Here is a 17,272-nt window from a genome sequence, read left to right on the forward strand (position 1 = left end):
CCCTATTCTCTTTCTTCTAACCAGTTATAAAATGGTACTTTGTTTGTTGACTGCGTTTCTTGTTGTAGCGAGCGTGTTGGTGGTCTGTTCAAGCTTTGCTTTTCACGGAACTGTTCACTCTGCTTATGTGCAGCTTGAGGGGTGGTAATATTTTTCTTTTTCCACTCCAACAATATCCGATCGATGTAGCGGATGCTCAATTTACCAGCAAACACAGCTTCTTTTAACGCTTCTTTAATAAGCGCAGGACTGTGCTTATCATCATCTAGCCAAGAACCTATTTTTTCTAGCTCTAAAGGAGATAAAAGACGTCCCATTTCCTCTTCAAATAATCGGAATACCTCGCCCTCTTCTTGACGAAGTGAAGCCGCGGTATTTTTTTGTTCTTTCATTTCTATACTGTGCAAAATACGTTCCCAAAGGGGGTACACCGAATATTTTTCATACAGCTTGCCATTTGCATCGACATCACGTGTAATTTCAAGAAAGCCCTTCTGCATTAGACGCTGTAAGCGAGAAGTAATCTCATTGCTAGGCATTGTGAGACGATTCATTAAATCGGTTGGTGTAGGAAAATCATTACCTTCCACATGAAAGGCAAGTAAATGCATCACAATAAGTGCCTCATCATCCTCAATATTTAACTCCTTATAAAACTGAAAAAAGAGCTGAGGAATTTGTATCGTTCTCTGCTCGGTCCATGTACGGAGTCGATTATTTTTTGAATTCATGTAGACATGACTCCTTTTTTTAGTAAGTAGAAAAGCCGCGTAGATATTTCACTACGCGACTTTTAAATTGTTGTCGTTTGAGGCTAACCGATTAAGGGTATAAACGGTTTAATAGACGTGGGAATGGAATTGTCTCACGAATATGCTCCGTTCCAGAAATCCAAGCCACTGTACGTTCTAGCCCTAGTCCGAAGCCAGAATGTGGTACTGAACCTTGTTTACGAAGCTCCAGGTACCATGCATACGCATCTAGTGATAAATTATGTTCCTCTAGTCGAGCTTTTAATAAATCATAGTCATGAATACGCTCTGAACCACCGATAATTTCACCATAACCTTCTGGTGCAATTAAGTCTGCGCATAATACTACATCGTCACGATCCGGATGTGGCTGCATGTAGAATGGTTTAATACCTGTTGGGTAGCACGTAATGAAGACTGGTTTGTCAAACGAATTAGCTATTGCTGTTTCATGTGGCGCACCAAAGTCATCTCCCCATTCAATGTCATTAAAACCTTGTTCGTGTAATAGTTTAATGGCATCATCATAGGAAATACGTGGGAAAGGCGCTTTAATATTTTGAAGTGTTGAAGTATCACGACCTAGTCGCTCTAATTCTAACGTACAGTTTGCAAGCACTGACTGTACAATATGTTCAACATATTGTTCTTGTACTTCTAAGTTTTCTTCGAATTCTACAAACGCCATTTCCGGCTCAATCATCCAAAATTCAATTAAGTGACGACGTGTTTTAGATTTTTCAGCACGGAATGTCGGACCGAAAGAGAACACTTTCCCTAATGCCATCGCAGCCGCTTCCATATAAAGCTGACCAGATTGAGATAGGTAGGCATCTTCTTCAAAATATTTTGTGTGGAATAGCTCAGAAGTCCCTTCAGGAGCTGATCCCGTTAAAATTGGTGGGTCCATTTTTGTAAAGCCATTGTTGTTGAAAAATTCGTAAGTTGCACGAATAATTTCATTACGAATTTTCATTACCGCATGTTGTTTACGAGAACGTAACCATAAATGACGGTTATCCATTAAAAATTCAGGGCCATGTTCTTTTGGTGTAATTGGGAAATCAGTTGCTGCATGCAACACTTCAATACCTGTTACTGCTAGCTCACAGCCGAAGCTTGAACGCTCATCGGCTTTAACTTCACCGATTACATACATTGAAGTTTCTTGTGTCATACCTTTTGCAATCGCAAAAATTTCTTCGCCTACTTCTTCTTTTACTACTACGCCTTGCACAAAGCCAGAACCATCACGTAGTTGTAAGAAAGCAATTTTACCACTTGAACGTTTGTTCGCTAACCAAGCACCTAGCTTGACTGTTTCGCCGATATGCTGTGGCATATCTTGAATCATAATTTTTTTCATAGAAATCCTCCAAAGTTGGTTACAAGGATTAGTCTTGCCATTTTGATTTTACGAATGCATCAATACGACGGACTGCCTCTTCTAATAAGTCTAAAGATGTAGCATAAGATAATCGCATAGTAGTAGGTGCACCAAAGCCAGAGCCCGGAATCACTGCTACGTTTGCTTCAGTTAAAATATCCGCTGCAAATGCATCTACCGAATCATAACCTGTATGAGCCATTGCTTCAGCAACATCCGGTAATAAATAAAATGCGCCTTGCGGTTTTAAAACATTGAAGCCAGGAATTGCACTAATTTGTGGATAGATTTTCTCAAGACGAGATTCGAATGCTTGACGCATTTCTTCCACAGTGTCCTGCGGTCCATTATACGCTTCCACTGTTGCATATTGTGCAGTTGTTGTTGCGTTTGAAGTAGAATGCGACGCAAGGTCAGTCATCGGTTTAATAATGTCTGCATCACCTGCTGCATATCCAATACGCCAGCCTGTCATAGAGTGAGATTTTGCTACACCGTTTACTACGATTGTACGTGCTTTCATTGCGTCAGAAAGTTGCGCAATTGAAAAATGCTCAATACCATTGTATACAAGCTTCTCATAAATTTCATCTGACACGATTAAAATATCTTTTTCTTCTGCAACAGCAGCAAGTTCTGCTAGCTCTTCGCGCGAATATATCATACCAGATGGATTGCTTGGCGAGTTGATAATTACCGCTTTCGTTTTATCCGTCACAGCTGCGCGTAATTGTTCTGCAGTAATTTTATAGCCTTGTTCACGTGTTCCTTCAACATATATCGGCACACCGCCAGCTAGTTTCACTTGCTCTGGATACGATACCCAATAAGGGATAGGGATGATAACTTCATCACCTTCGTTTAAGATTACTTGGAATAAAGTGTAAAGAATATGCTTCGCCCCAACCCCTACGATAACCTCATTCGGTTTATATGTAAGATTGTTGTCACGTTGAAGTTTGTCGATAATAGCTTTCTTAAGCACTGGAAGGCCGCCAGCTGGAGTATATTTAGTGAAACCCTTTTCCATTGATTCAATAGCCGCATCTAAAATATTGCGTGGTGTGTTGAAGTCTGGCTCACCAGCACCTAGACCAATTACATCTATACCTTGCTCCTTTAATTCTTTTGCTTTTGCAGTAATTGCTAATGTTGAAGATGGTGTTAAAGTTTTCACTCGGTTTGCTAATAAATTTTTCATACGGGATCTACTCCTCTTATAAATTCTTAATGCGCTTCCACCAGTCGCCGTCCTTAAATAAAATATAGACATAGTTGAGCTTATCACGATCGTTTAGGTAAGTTATTTCCCAAACAGCTCCGGCCTCCTCATAGCCTAATTTCATATGAAGAACTTTTTGGACATTTCCTTCTTTTTTAAAAACCGATAATGCTTGCTTTTCCGTAATACCATCTTTCAAAAACACTTCCTGAATGGAATCCTCTTCTAGATTCGTTGGAACAAAGACAGCCTTTTTGTCACCGTATTCGTCTACCCCGAATACAGTAACATACGAATGTTTGCCATTATATGTGTAGGACTCCGTCACAATTGCTAGGGCTTTGGCGTCTAGCGCCAACTGTTCAGCCTTTTCTTCAATTGAACTAAATGGAGCCTCGGCTTTCCAAAGTACTATAATACCAATGACAAGTGACAGAGAAACCATAAAGACAGAAATGAAAATCAACCAGTTTTTCATATATTCACCTTATGTTTTACATCTAGCTTATTTTTCGCTAAGAATGCCTGATGTTCTTGCGTGTCTATAACTGCGCACACTTTCATTTTGCTTACCATTTTTGTCAACCTGCTTTCTTTCACGTACCACAACATTATACACCAAAATTCTGTTGTCGTGTTTGTAAATTTCATTTATTGTACGTTGATAAACCAACGTTTTCAAATGATTCGCGTACCGATTTTTGTTTTTTACTCTTACACTAAAAAAGACTGTTCTTTCCACTGAAAAGTTCCGATTTAATTGCAATCAAATTACATAGTTGAAAATATCCTTTTCTATAAAAAAAGAGAAAAAGCGCTAGATTGACGGGCATCAATCTAACACTTTATTGCGAAGCTGCTATTGCGCTAAATTTCTGTGCTAATTTATTATTCATGGCATGATGAAAAATAACAAGCTTTTACACATTTAATACAGTAGAAAATATCAACGCTTTTTTAAGATTACAAGCTTCTCTACTAGCCTTAACAAGCAAACGATTTATCGCTTTTTATAACGAACTGATAACAAAGTTTGCACGACCATTATTTTTCGCTTTATATAAGTTACGGTCTGCCTGTTTAAAAAGCTGCATGTAATCATAATTATCTAGGTCATTCACACAGGCTCCTAGACTTATTTTTAAGGGATAACTATCATTTTGTTGTTCTAGTTTTAACGTTAATAAATAGCCATGGAATTCTTGTATGAAATCATGAATAAATCGCTTTGTATGATGACGAAGACAAACGATAAATTCATCACCGCCATAACGTATAATCACCGCTTCTTGATTGCGTAAAAAATCTCTTAAGCCCGTGGCAAGTAATTGGAGCACCATGTCACCGAACAAATGACCATAACGATCATTATATGCTTTAAAATAATCAATATCGAGCACAATTAGACCGACAAATTGCTGATAGTTCTGCGCATCCTTTAACCAATCATGGAGCTCAACATCAAGAAAATGACGATTAAGAACACCTGTTAAAGGGTCATAAAGTGCTCTTTTTTCAAGTTTCTCTTTTTGCCTATTAAATTCTAAGTTCATCACTTGCTGAAGCAAATTGTCAGCACTCATTTTTTCTGTCAGCTCGATATACGCCCGTTGCACATCAAAAATTTCATCTCGGTAATCCAACTGATAAAGTACATTTAATAGCATGCGCATCACTTTCTTTGCAATCTGGTTATCGCCATAAGATTGGGCTAAGGCAATTGCTTGTTTGTAGTATGCCACAGCTTCCTCAAGTCTTTGTTGATGTTCATATAAAAAACCATAACCAAACAAGGCAGCGACTTTTTCTCGTTTATGATTTTCAATAATATCGGAATTCAATGTATGATTCAAAAGCGCTTGACCCATTTCAAAATCGCCTTCTAAAATATAGACATCGGCTAAATTATTATTAATGCGAATTTCTTGTAATTTAGCTAATTCCGGTAATGATTTCGCAAGCATATTATTATATTTTCTTGCGATTAACGCCGCATTAAGCGCTTCCTTATAACAACCATTTTCAACTTCTAAATAACAAAGATTACTATGACAACGTACAAGCATTTTTATATCTTTTAACTGGGTCGCATGTTCAATCGATTTTTTGGTCATTTCCACCGTTTTTTCTCGAACACCAACCAAATCATATATTAAGGACATGACAAGATAGTAATTCATAAAGTCCTTTGTCGTACCATACTGTTGGCAGCATGCCTCATAATCATGGATGTGGCTCACCATGCTTAATGTATCTCCTAGCGCATGATGAATCAATATTTTTTGGAAAAACAAATCTAGTCCGTGCTTATGATTATCATTTTCTAATGCCACGATAAGTCCTTGCTCAGCAAGCGTTAGCGCTTCTGTCAAACGCCCTTTCGTCCGCATTTCCATAATTGTTTTATTTAATTCTTCTAATGTTAACTCCAATTCATCACCACTTCTCTATGTTGGAATTTCCCTATCCATAACATCTTTAACTTCTACATTAATTATAAGCGAAGTCCATGCCGTCGTCCGTTATTTCTATCACATCCCATAAATTACTAAAGCCATGAGTCACTACTTTTTCCACAAGGACTTTTGGAAAATTAGCTCAATAAAAATCATTCAAGCTGTATTGTAGTGACTTTCCATTTGCTAAGCATTATTTCATTACATAGATTTCATTTAATTCAATATTTTTTATATATTAGCACAAATACTTCCATTATTGTCCTCGTTTCTTATTGTTTTTACCCATATGATGGAGTTAAGTTTGTAAAAATGTAAGGGACGTGATGTTTTGAATAAAAAAATTAATCCCGCTGAGCCAGCAACTATTCCTAAATTTGTAGATATGTTGCCAAAACCCATTACTGCAAAACCAAAATACAGTAGCGGCCATCCAAAGAAGGAGTATTATGAATTGCAGATGATGGAAGCTGAACATTGCTTTCATCACAATTTCCCAAAGTCCACGATTTGGGGATATAACGGCATTTATCCAGGCCCTACGATTGAGGCATCGAAAGACAAAACAATTTATATTAAATACAAAAATCAATTACCGTCAAAACATTTTTTGCCCGTAGATTTCACACTCCATGCAGCCAATGACTCACAGGAGGTACGTACGGTAACTCATCTTCACGGAGCCAATGTAGATTGGGAAAGTGATGGTCATCCAGAAGCATGGTATACAAAAGACTATACGTATACTGGTCCGAAATTTAATAAAGAAATTCATGAATATACGAACCATCAGCCAGGTACAACGTTGTGGTACCATGATCATGCAATGGCTTTAACACGCCTAAATGTTTACGCAGGGCTTGCTGGCTTTTATTTGCTTCGCGACACAATTGAGGAACGCTCAAACTTACCATGTGGCGATTATGAATATCCGTTATTAATAACGGATAAATCTTTCAATGAGGACGGCTCCTTGTTCTATCCGGAAGCCCCCCCATTTCCCGTACCTGTGCATCCTTCTATTACGCCTGGATTTGTTGGGAATACAATTGTTGTCAATGGCAAAGTGTGGCCCTATTTGAACGTTGAGCCCCGTAAATACCGTTTCCGTTTGCTAAACGGCTCGAATAGACGAGGTTATGTTCTTAGCCTTTCTAATGAGCAACCTATGATACAGCTCGGAACTGATGGAGGTTTTTTAACAACACCTAACGAAATTTTCGCTGTAGAATTATTACCTGCTGAAAGAACGGATGTCATTATAGACTTTTCCACTTGTGAAGGTCAGGAAATCACATTGCTAAACACGGATAGCGATTTTTTCGATGAGCATACAAGCGTCATTATGCAATTTAGAGTGAACCGTCCACTGCGCTGTGAAGATACGAGCGAAATCCCCGAAAGGCTCGCCGTTTCCATGGATTTACACCCACACCATGCACATGTCGAACGCAACTTACCTTTAAGTGCAACAACAGATGACTTTGGAAGACCGATGTTACTATTAAATGACCGTATGTACCATGATCCTGCGACTGAAAAGCCTGCTCTCGATAGTATTGAAGTGTGGAATTTTATTAACGCTACACCATTTATACACCCTATCCACGTCCATCTAGTTCAATTTAAAATTGTTGAGCGTCGGCCATTCGATGTAGAGCTCTATCAAAATGAAGGAATTCTTGAATTTACTGGACCTGCGGAAGAACCACGTGACTATGAGAGAGGCTGGAAAGATACCGTCAAAGCAGATGCAGGGAAAGTCACAAAAATAATTATGCATTGGAAAGATCATATTGGAAATTACATGTGGCACTGTCATTTCCTTGAGCATGAAGATCATGATATGATGCGACCAATTCTCGTTATGAAAGATGTTCATCCAGTAGCGCAACCCCATGCCGAATTAAAGCATGCATCAGAGCAGCATAGTAGCCCTTCAACAGCAGCCATTCCAAGTAATAATGAGCAAACTGCCCCGCTAATGACTAATGCGCACAGTACTAATCCTTCAACAAATCGACATTCAAATGTTACTGATAATCCACATGTCTCAACTACAAAGGAATCTTCGCCACACATCGCTATGCATAAACAAAATGTTTCACAGTTTGTACCTCAACCCATTTATCCAGCAAACAGAAGCCAAGCTCAAGGCAACATAACCAATAGATGGCGCAGAAGAAGATAAGTTAAAAAGGAGGTATTTGACGTTGTGTTTGTCAAATACCTCACTTTCTTATGCTTTCCCCAATAGTTCATTCTTTACTTGAATAGTATTAATGAATAACTAATACAATTGCGTAAAAGTATTTCTTATTGATAGGAAAAACCTTTGTAATAATTGTAAATAAAAGTAAATTAGCAGATTCCATATATAGTATAATAAAAGTAGGAGATGAACAAAGGAGAGTAAGATTAAATATATATGCTTCTCTAGTATTTGAAACAAACGGCAAAAAGTGAAGTTAATCAGTCAAGCCGACGCCTAAATGATGTTTCTTAAGGCGTTTTTAACTTAATGAGCCTTTAACGCAACTTTATAGCCGTATTAAAAACTTTGAATAGCAATCTCGTCATCATCTCGCGTTTTACCCCACTTGAATAACAGGCAATAATAAATCTAATTGGGTATAGTCTTCCCCACGGTACCATTCAAGAATAGATCGCGTTGGCACCCAGCTATGTTGGATGGCATATTGCATTAATTTGTAGTAACCAGCTTTTATGTGTGTGAGTGGCTCCTTAAATGGTAGTGCAAGACAAATACAGGCCGGCATCTGTTCGATACAATCTACATCAGCTAATCCATTAACTTGTGTGGCATTTGCTACGCCAAAACCAATTTGTGCATTAATTAAATCTTGACCTGATAAATAATTTACATAATAGCTGTTAATTTGAATATTGCATTGCTTTAATGCATGGGCTCTTTGTGCAAAATGCTCGCCAAACTTACCTGTTGGGGATTGCGCATTGAACCAAATAATTTTTTCATCACTTTTCTCGATTAAATAGATGTCCTCCCGAATAGAATCACTTTCTAAGAAGCGTAAACTTATATCCATAAGATCTCGTTTTTTCTTTATTGTCCCTATCCACTTGTGCATCATTGTTTGACGAGCTGTTTCATCATGTTCTAGTATGTATTGTTGTATATCCTGGATTGGTACATCCGCGATTCGTAAAGTGGTTATCAATTTGACGATAGCAATTTGGTGCTGTGCATAGATGCGATAGCCGTTTTCACCCCTTTTTACTGGCAGCACTAAATTTTTCGTTTCATAGAAACGTAGCGTGCTTTTTGAAACACCCGTTCTAATAGAAAATTCTTGAATTGTCATATGTGTATGCAAAGCCATCCCACCTTTCTTCTTAATAGTAAACCTTCAAGCTACTTGAAGGTCAAGAAACGAATTGTGCGAGAATTGTGTGAGTGACTGGCACCAAAACAATTCTGAATTGTTTTGGTGCCAGTCACTACTACTTCTTTTACTACTTTTCATTTCATATTCAGTTCATAAACGCGTGCTATAGTTAGGTCACACAAACAATGATGCTATTGTTTACCGCAATGAAGGAGGATTATTTTTAATGAGCAACAAAACAAAAGAGGTACCTATAAAAAATTGGCGGCGCTTTGTGCAGCTCGTCAAGCAAGCTGAACCACCGATGCCATTGTTAATCATTGCTTTATGTATGAGTTTAGCAACAACTGGCGTTGGATTTATTGTTCCGCTTTTCACAAAACAATTAGTGGATGGCTTTTCTCTCCAATCCCTTAATTACTGGCAAATTATTTTATTAGGTATTGCGTTTATTGCGCAGGCCATCGCTAGTGGACTTTCCATCTACTTTTTAAACCGAGTGGGTCATCAAGTTGTAGCAAAATTGCGAGATCAGTTATGGCGCAAATTACTTCACTTACCAATCCCATATTATGACGATAATGATACTGGTGAAACATTAAGCCGTGTCACGAATGATACGGCAGTCGTAAAAGAGTTAATTACTGAACATCTAGCGAATTGTTTATCAGGTGTTATATCAATCGTAGGTTCAGTTATTATTTTATTATTTTTAGATTGGAAAATGACGTTAGTCATGCTAATTGCTGTTCCAGTCGCAATGATTATTTTAATGCTATTAGGAAAGCGCATGTTTGTTATATCCAAAGGGATGCAAGATGAGACTGCTAAATTTACGGCTGTGCTTAATCAAGTATTACCTGAAACAAGATTAGTAAAGGCATCAAATGCTGAAAATATCGAATACGAACGTGGCAAAAAGGGCATAACGAATCTATTTAACTTTGGATTAAAAGAAGCGAAAATCCATGCCCTTATTTCACCATTAATCTCGTTCGTTCTTATGAGCGTACTTGTAGCGATTATTGGCTATGGCGGGGTTCGGGTGTCTTCTGGCGAACTGACAGCTGGTGATATGGTCGCCTTTATTTTATATTTAATCCAAATCATTATGCCGATGACACAATTAACCATGTTCTTTACACAGCTTCAAAAAGCAATGGGTGCTACAGAACGTATCAGTGCATTGCTTGAGCATAAAGAAGAAAATATTCACGAAGGTCTTGAGCTAGATAAAGTGCAAGAAGCAATCCATGTAAAAAATGTAGATTTCGCTTATGGAGATGAACCCATTTTATCGAACATCAACTTTAAGATTGAGCCTGGCAAAGTCACTGCCATTGTTGGCCCGAGTGGCGGTGGTAAGACAACAACCTTTGCGCTGTTAGAACGCTACTACCAACCGACAAATGGCTTGATCACACTTGGTGATACACCGATTGATACTTTTTCACTTCACTCTTGGAGAAGCAAAATTGGCTATGTTGCACAAGAAAGTGCTCTACTGTCAGGGACAATTCGTGACAATATTTGTTATGGTATCGCAAAAGACGTTTCAGATGAAGAACTTGCACGAGTGGCAAAAATGGCCTACGCCGATCAATTCATTAATGAACTACCAGATAAGTTTGACACAGAAGTTGGCGAACGCGGCATCAAGCTGTCAGGTGGGCAACGCCAACGAATTTCGATTGCAAGAGCCTTATTGCGTGATCCTCAAATTTTAATGCTAGATGAAGCCACTTCTAGCCTTGATAGTAATTCCGAAATCTACGTGCAAAAAGCATTGGATAATTTAATGCAAGGACGTACAACACTCGTTATTGCTCACCGTCTCTCGACTGTTGTCGATGCCGATCAAATACTATTTATTGAAAAAGGGCATATTACGGGTTGTGGTACACATGCTACTCTATTTGAATCACACGATATGTATAGAGAGTTTGCGAAACAACAATTACGCATTAAAGAGTAAAGAAGAAAGGATCTGTTATCATGACAAAGCTATTAGTTGTGGATGATGATGAACATATCAGAGAATTAGTAAAAGTATTTTTACAAAATGAAGGCTTTGACGTAACTGAGGCGATGGACGGTGTGGATGCACTGTCCAAATTAGAAACAGAAAAAGTCGACATGGTCATTATGGACATTATGATGCCCAATATGGATGGTTGGGCATTATGTCAGGAAATACGCACATATAACAGTGATTTACCTATCTTGATGCTCACAGCAAAAGGTGAAACTGCCCATAAAGTGAAGGGATTTAACTTAGGGACCGATGACTATTTAGTGAAACCATTTGAGCCTGCCGAATTGATTGTCCGTGTTAAATCTATTTTAAAACGCTATCGTATTGCACTTTCTCAAACGATTGAAATCGGTCAGGTAAAAATGGATCGCCATACTTACGAATTACTGTATGATGGTGAAAGTATCACGCTACGCTTAAAAGAATTTGACCTATTATTTACATTAGCAAGTTATGCGGGGAAAACCTTTTCCCGCGAACAGCTAATCGAAGAAATCTGGGGCTTTGACTACGAGGGTGATGAACGGACAGTAGATGTTCATATTAAAAGACTACGAGAGCGTTTTCCTGAGGACAAAAGCGGATTTGCGATCCGAACAATTCGTGGCCTTGGCTATCGCTTGGAGCTAACATCATGAAATATTGGAAATTCACCCTTAAGCTCCTAATGATTTTCACTATTTTCCTGATAGCAAATTTCGTATTCGCCTTTATCGCTTTCCATATAACTTCCTGGCTATTCGAGCGCTTGAATTTACATCTTCAAGGTTTTTGGCGGCAATTAACGACCGTACTTGGCGTATTTGTCTTATTTGCCTGCTCTGCTGCTTGTATTTTTTTGATTGGTTTAAAAAGACAGCGAAATTATTGGGAAACGATTGTGGATGCCATCGCACGAATAGCTAAAGGAGATTTCAATGTCCAATTAGATAAAATGTCGGATGATGAAAATGATCATTTTGGCCAGCTAATTAGCGGCATTAATCATATGGCAGTTGAATTAGGAGAATTAGAGCGTATGCGACAAGAGTTTATTTCCAACGTTTCGCATGAAATTCAATCTCCGCTTACATCCATTAATGGATTTGCCAAAGCTCTTAAAAATATGAATTTATCTGAAGAGAAACGGCAGCATTATTTGGCTATTATCGAAATGGAAAGCCATCGCTTATCAAAAATTAGCGATAATTTATTAAAGCTAACTTCATTAGAATCACAGCATCACCCCTTTGAACCGAAGCATTATCGGCTCGACAAACAATTACGAAATGTAGTACTAGCCCTTGAGCCTAATTGGTTAGAAAAACAGCTTGATATCGATATCCAATTACAAAATATCACGATTAATGCTGATGAAGACTTGTTGAACCAAGTATGGCTTAATGTACTCAGTAACAGCATCAAATTCACAGATAAACATGGTCAAATATGTATAGCGATAATTGCTCAACATGACACTGTCACGGTGAGCATTCGCGATAACGGAATCGGTTTAACCGCCGAACAACAAAAACATATTTTTGAGCGTTTTTATAAAGCAGATCAATCAAGGGTTGCGACGAATGGAGGTAGCGGACTAGGTTTATCGATAGTAAAAAAAATTATTGATATGCATCATGGTACGATTACTGTCCAAAGTAAACTTGGCGAACAGACAACATTTTTAATCACACTGCCACTTGATAGTATGACAACAGACAAAGAAGAGCATAAGTAGTGACACCCTTCACACTTATGCTCTTCTTCTATTACTAATACGCTACTTGTTTAAAGTAGCGATATATTTTCACTAATTTTTTATCCTGTTTCCCCTGCTTACTTTCCATATTACCAAATTCAAAAAACTTCACTTTTTTAATTCCTACAAAATTAAACAATGCCTTTCGCATTAATACTTTATGTGCATTATTCAACCACAAAAGCGGATATTTAGTTGGACCTTTCATTGTCGAGACACATACGACTGACTTACCTGTTAATAGTCCATCTGGGAACCATCCTTTTTTATCTCGATAGGCAAAATTGGCTGCAAATAATTGATCAATGTAACCTAAAAGCATCGCTGGCGGCCTTCCCCACCAAAGTGGATAGACAAATACGATTTTATCTGCCCATGTTATTTGTTGTCGGTATTTCTCCATTTTAGGCTCACGATACATATCACGGCGACGTTTCTGCGCGTTAAAGTGTAAAAGTGGATCAAAATTTTCTTCATATAAATCAAGTACTTGTAATTCACTTATGTACGGATTGTCATTGCATCCTTTTATTACTTCTTGCAAAAAGGCATAGTTTAAGCTTTTATGATTCGGATACGTATAAATAATTAATGTTTTCATAACATCCTCCATTACTTATCATTTGATAAGTAAATACTACATCATTCGCTTTTAGTTGTCAAATGATAATTGTTTTAAGATAAGTTATTTGGTATCTTGTTAGGTAAGAGGTGAATCATTTGGACAAGAATGCATTATTCAATCAATTTGTCACGTTTACAGCAACTGTACATCAAGTAACCAGTGACTTAACACAGAACATTATTACGGATGCGATTACGCCTGTTCAATACAAAATTTTAGAATATTTAAAAGTAAGTCAACCTGTCACAATTACAGAAATTAGTGATTGTCATCATATGTCGTTACCCAATACAAGCCGCGAGCTTAAAAAACTACAAGAAAAGCACTTAATTGAAAAAATAAGTGATAGTGAGGATCGTCGTAAATATTACGTGCGTCTATCAGAGGACGGAGAACAATTGATGAATGAAGCTTTTGCCCGTGTTGAAGCACGGTTCCAACAGCTTATTCAACATGTTTCGGAAGAAGATCTTAAGGAAATACAGCACGCTTTAAATGTTTTACAACAGACGGTTTTTCAACAATAACATAATCTTTTATAAAAAAGTGACCTCAAATGCAAACTGATTTGAGGTCACTTTTGTTCAATTTTTTTAACGAATTTCGCTATATAAATTAATAAACCAATAATTGTTAGGGGTATCGAAAGTGCAACTAATGTAGCAATAACAGCAAATATATCTCCAACAAGTATTTTGGGCATTATTAAAATTCTCTCCTTTTAAACTTTTGATTTACCAACACTAAAGAAGTGACTTCGTTTTGTAAAAATGCCTTTGTTGCAATGATTAATCAAATATGTTTATACGTTTATCTACAAAAAATAAGCTTGATATAGTATTATTTAGGATTTTTTCATTTATAAAAGATTTTTTTATTATGAGATTCTACTAAACATTAATAATACGAGTTCCATCCCCAGCTAGTTCTATTATTACCCACATAGAATGATAGACTTCTATTAAAGGCACCTATTTCAAAAATCACGTTAAATTGTGCTGATAATCGTGCTTCATCGTGCTAAGAAGTATTTACTGGTTTATTTCCCGTTACCGTCCAACTTTAATTCACGCTCCGAAAGGGCTGGTTCTTTCGTCTGATTTGAATCTAATGATTTAATGATGCAGCTTTTACATGATTAGTTCCAAATCCAATCCCTGAAAGACCAAGAATAACTACTGATGTTAAAAGAATTGAACGAAATTTCATAGTACAGTCCTCCCGTATATTTATATGGTATATAACACTTTTATCTTATCAAATCAATTTTTTAAAAAAAGTTAAAAATAAATGCTAATTATACAATTCAGAAATTGTTCATATTATTTAAATATAAAATATCTGTTTATTTACAATATAATCATTTTATAATTTAAAGCATAGATAACTCCATTTTAAATTACCTATGCAATACAATTTACGGTTTCACACCGTCTCACTGTTATTCCAAGTGCGCCTATCCCCTTTATTTCATACCAAATTATTCAGTAAAAAACGGCTTTGTCACTTGTTATAAAGAATCCCTCATAATCCGTCACCCATTGGCACTTTCTTTAATAGGCTAAAGATGATAAAGGAGGTGACTCATGTGGGTGCAGTTTTAGATAAAATATGGTTGGAACAACATTTAACTTCCCTACCGTTATGGCAACAACAAGCATTTACGGACTTTGCATCAATGGTTGCAGATGAAGCAAATACTTTCCCTTGTATTCCTGCTAGAACAGGTTTCCTATCGAATCAACTACGCTTCAGTTTTATCGGCGATCCCCGGGAGTTACAATCAGCGAAAGACTTAGCAAAGTGCTTAAAGGAATATGGAAGTTGCGCTCGCGCTGCAGGAAAATACACATCGCATGCTATTTTTTTCGAAACACCCGAAGATATGCTTCAAACCTTTCAAGTAGAAGATTATAGAGCCTTATTTTGGCACGTATTAAACAATGTCTCGTCTTTTGATGAACAAGAGTGGCCCGTAGAAATTCCGTCAGACCCTTCGATTCATACATGGGAATTTTGTTTTAATGGAGAACCGTACTTCGTATTTTGTGCAACACCTGCTCATCAACTGCGAAAAAGTCGCCATTTTTCCACATTGCTGATGGCCTTACAGCCACGTTGGGTGTTTGAGGAAATCAATGATAAGACAGTGCTCGGTCAAAAATTAAAAAGGCTAATACGGAAGCGCATTGAACAATATGACGGAATAGCTGGACATCCCGACTTAAAATGGTATGGGCAAAAAGACAATTATGAATGGAAACAATATTTTTTAAGCGATGATGAACATAGCCCCTCAACATGTCCATTTTTAAGAGGGAGTTTGCCGTTAACGTTTTCGCAAGAACGCAATAATTAAACGGAGCGATTATTGCTCCGTTTTTTCATGACTATCAAGGTCGCCAAAGCAATGATAATCAGAAACAGCAAACTAATGTAAAAACCGAACCTGCTTGTTTTTTCTCCTAAAGTACCCGAAACCGTCACCGCAATTAATAACATGCCCACAACGTTTTTCACATTTTGCCACTTCGTTAATGTCATAAGCTTTGCATAGGTCACTAAAATAAAAAGCCAATTGTAGATTAACATTAAACCTGCCGCCGTTATTAAGTATTCAAAAATCTTTTCAGGAATTAGGTAGCCAATGACGATCGTAATAATCAAACCAACTGTAAGAAAAACAAAGGCAGGCAATGGTACCTTTAGCTTTTCTTTTTTCGCTAAAAGCGCTGGCGCATCCTGATCTTCTGCTAAAGCCGTTAATATTGTGATGACGGCATATAAAGAGGCAACCATCGTTGAAAAGCCTGCAATAATTAAGATGCCAGTTATGATATCTGCAACATAAGGGATACGGAAATCAGCAAGAGCAGTAATAAATGGGCTTTCATCTATTGTGAATGTCTCCCACTGAACTAAAACGAGCGCACCTGCAAGCGCAATGACGTAGATGGTTGTCAAGATGACTATCATTACTTTGCCGGCTTTCGGAGCTTGTTGTGAATCTTTTAAATCAATGACTAAAAGTCCCATCACTTCTATACCGCCAAAAGCAAAAAATGCATATAATAAACCTAACCAAATTCCTTTGACCCCTTCAGCAAAGAAACCTTGAAAATTTGTTATGAAAGCATCTATTTGCTGGGGCTCACTATTTATCCCCTTTATTAGGAGAATAGCAGCAACGACAATAAACATAACAACAGCTGCAGCTTTCATCGCCCCGAAAATATTTTGAAATTTTTCAAAGCCCTTCATACCGGTAAGAATGATGAGCAAACCTAACGCACCGAAACATGATGCAGTTACCCATAACGGGATGGCCGGAAACCAAAATTGCATAAAAATGCCTAATGCCATTAATTGGCTGCCCATAATTAATATTTCGGAAATCAAGTAAATCCAGCCATTACTGAACCCAGCCCAATCACCAAATGCTTGTTTTGCATATGTACGAAATGAGCCTTTATCGGGATTCGCAACAGACATTTTCACAAGTGCATCGTAGACAAGATAAGTACCGATGGCGGCTAAAATAAATGGAATTAAAACAGCTGGTCCACTTTTGGCTATGGCCATGCTTGTACCAAGAAAAAATCCTGGCCCTAATGTACAACCAACACCTATTAGCGAAAGCTGCCACCAAGACATGTGGCCTTTGCTGGATTTTGACTCCATTTAAATCA

General features: G+C 37.6%; 15 protein-coding genes. 6 read left to right on the forward strand and 9 right to left on the reverse strand.

Going from position 1 to position 17,272, the window contains the following annotated elements; translation table 11 throughout:
• Positions 1-2: 2 nt before the first annotated feature.
• The 5 genes from ACIQXI_RS08555 to ACIQXI_RS08575 all read right to left on the reverse strand — a co-directional run bounded on the left by ACIQXI_RS08555 (position 3) and on the right by ACIQXI_RS08575 (position 5,793).
• Entirely contained in the window at positions 3-731 is a 729-nt protein-coding gene (locus ACIQXI_RS08555; protein ID WP_402923454.1) for a DnaD domain-containing protein, read from the reverse strand.
• Between the two features lie 91 nt (positions 732-822).
• Positions 823-2,118, reverse strand: coding sequence for an asparagine--tRNA ligase (gene asnS / locus ACIQXI_RS08560; RefSeq protein ID WP_402923456.1), 1,296 nt, complete (start codon positions 2,116-2,118; stop codon positions 823-825).
• Between the two features lie 28 nt (positions 2,119-2,146).
• A complete protein-coding gene (locus ACIQXI_RS08565; RefSeq protein WP_402923457.1) occupies positions 2,147-3,340 on the reverse strand; it encodes a pyridoxal phosphate-dependent aminotransferase in 1,194 nt (397 codons plus the stop codon).
• A 16-nt stretch (positions 3,341-3,356) separates the two neighbouring features.
• Positions 3,357-3,839: a cell wall elongation regulator TseB-like domain-containing protein gene (locus ACIQXI_RS08570; RefSeq protein ID WP_402923458.1), complete on the reverse strand. Its 483-nt coding sequence runs from the start codon at positions 3,837-3,839 to the stop codon at positions 3,357-3,359.
• 532 nt (positions 3,840-4,371) lie between these two features.
• Positions 4,372-5,793, reverse strand: a complete 1,422-nt coding sequence (locus tag ACIQXI_RS08575; protein ID WP_402923460.1) for a tetratricopeptide repeat-containing diguanylate cyclase — start codon at positions 5,791-5,793, stop codon at positions 4,372-4,374.
• 355 nt (positions 5,794-6,148) lie between these two features.
• Between ACIQXI_RS08575 and ACIQXI_RS08580 the strand changes: the two genes are divergently transcribed.
• Positions 6,149-8,008 (forward strand): multicopper oxidase family protein, encoded by a 1,860-nt coding sequence (locus ACIQXI_RS08580; protein WP_402923462.1) that lies wholly within the window; start codon positions 6,149-6,151, stop codon positions 8,006-8,008.
• A 400-nt stretch (positions 8,009-8,408) separates the two neighbouring features.
• On the opposite strand, the gene ACIQXI_RS08585 is transcribed toward ACIQXI_RS08580, so the two are convergent.
• Positions 8,409-9,173, reverse strand: a complete 765-nt coding sequence (locus ACIQXI_RS08585) for a MerR family transcriptional regulator (protein ID WP_402923464.1) — start codon at positions 9,171-9,173, stop codon at positions 8,409-8,411.
• A gap of 238 nt (positions 9,174-9,411) precedes the next feature.
• Here ACIQXI_RS08585 and ACIQXI_RS08590 point away from each other — a divergent pair, with 238 nt between their 5' ends.
• The 3 genes from ACIQXI_RS08590 to ACIQXI_RS08600 are packed head-to-tail and all read left to right on the forward strand — an operon-like array spanning position 9,412 to position 12,937.
• On the forward strand, positions 9,412-11,160 hold the full coding sequence (locus ACIQXI_RS08590) for an ABC transporter ATP-binding protein (RefSeq protein WP_402923466.1): 1,749 nt from the start codon (positions 9,412-9,414) through the stop codon (positions 11,158-11,160).
• Between the two features lie 20 nt (positions 11,161-11,180).
• Positions 11,181-11,858 carry a response regulator transcription factor gene (locus ACIQXI_RS08595; protein ID WP_402923467.1) on the forward strand — a complete coding sequence of 226 codons (678 nt, stop codon included), beginning with the start codon at positions 11,181-11,183 and terminating at the stop codon, positions 11,856-11,858.
• The gene (locus ACIQXI_RS08600) at positions 11,855-12,937 is read left to right on the forward strand and encodes a HAMP domain-containing sensor histidine kinase (RefSeq protein WP_402923469.1); all 1,083 of its coding nucleotides are present in this window, start codon (positions 11,855-11,857) and stop codon (positions 12,935-12,937) included. The genes ACIQXI_RS08595 and ACIQXI_RS08600 overlap by 4 nt, the downstream gene beginning before the upstream one ends.
• A gap of 34 nt (positions 12,938-12,971) precedes the next feature.
• Here the strand turns inward: ACIQXI_RS08600 and ACIQXI_RS08605 are convergent, their stop codons facing one another.
• Entirely contained in the window at positions 12,972-13,559 is a 588-nt protein-coding gene (locus ACIQXI_RS08605) for an NAD(P)H-dependent oxidoreductase (protein ID WP_402923471.1), read from the reverse strand.
• 119 nt (positions 13,560-13,678) lie between these two features.
• Between ACIQXI_RS08605 and ACIQXI_RS08610 the strand changes: the two genes are divergently transcribed.
• Entirely contained in the window at positions 13,679-14,110 is a 432-nt protein-coding gene (locus ACIQXI_RS08610) for a MarR family winged helix-turn-helix transcriptional regulator (protein ID WP_402923472.1), read from the forward strand.
• A 47-nt stretch (positions 14,111-14,157) separates the two neighbouring features.
• On the opposite strand, the gene ACIQXI_RS08615 is transcribed toward ACIQXI_RS08610, so the two are convergent.
• The gene (locus ACIQXI_RS08615) at positions 14,158-14,286 is read right to left on the reverse strand and encodes a hypothetical protein (RefSeq protein ID WP_402923474.1); all 129 of its coding nucleotides are present in this window, start codon (positions 14,284-14,286) and stop codon (positions 14,158-14,160) included.
• Positions 14,287-15,150: 864 nt separating this feature from the next.
• Here ACIQXI_RS08615 and ACIQXI_RS08620 point away from each other — a divergent pair.
• Positions 15,151-15,942, forward strand: a complete 792-nt coding sequence (locus ACIQXI_RS08620) for a YqcI/YcgG family protein (RefSeq protein WP_402923475.1) — start codon at positions 15,151-15,153, stop codon at positions 15,940-15,942.
• Here the strand turns inward: ACIQXI_RS08620 and ACIQXI_RS08625 are convergent.
• A complete protein-coding gene (locus tag ACIQXI_RS08625) occupies positions 15,939-17,264 on the reverse strand; it encodes an amino acid permease (RefSeq protein WP_402923477.1) in 1,326 nt (441 codons plus the stop codon). The genes ACIQXI_RS08620 and ACIQXI_RS08625 overlap by 4 nt on opposite strands.
• Positions 17,265-17,272 lie beyond the last annotated feature (8 nt).

This window comes from Lysinibacillus sp. NPDC097195 (assembly GCF_044762075.1).
GTDB lineage: Bacteria > Bacillota > Bacilli > Bacillales_A > Planococcaceae > Lysinibacillus.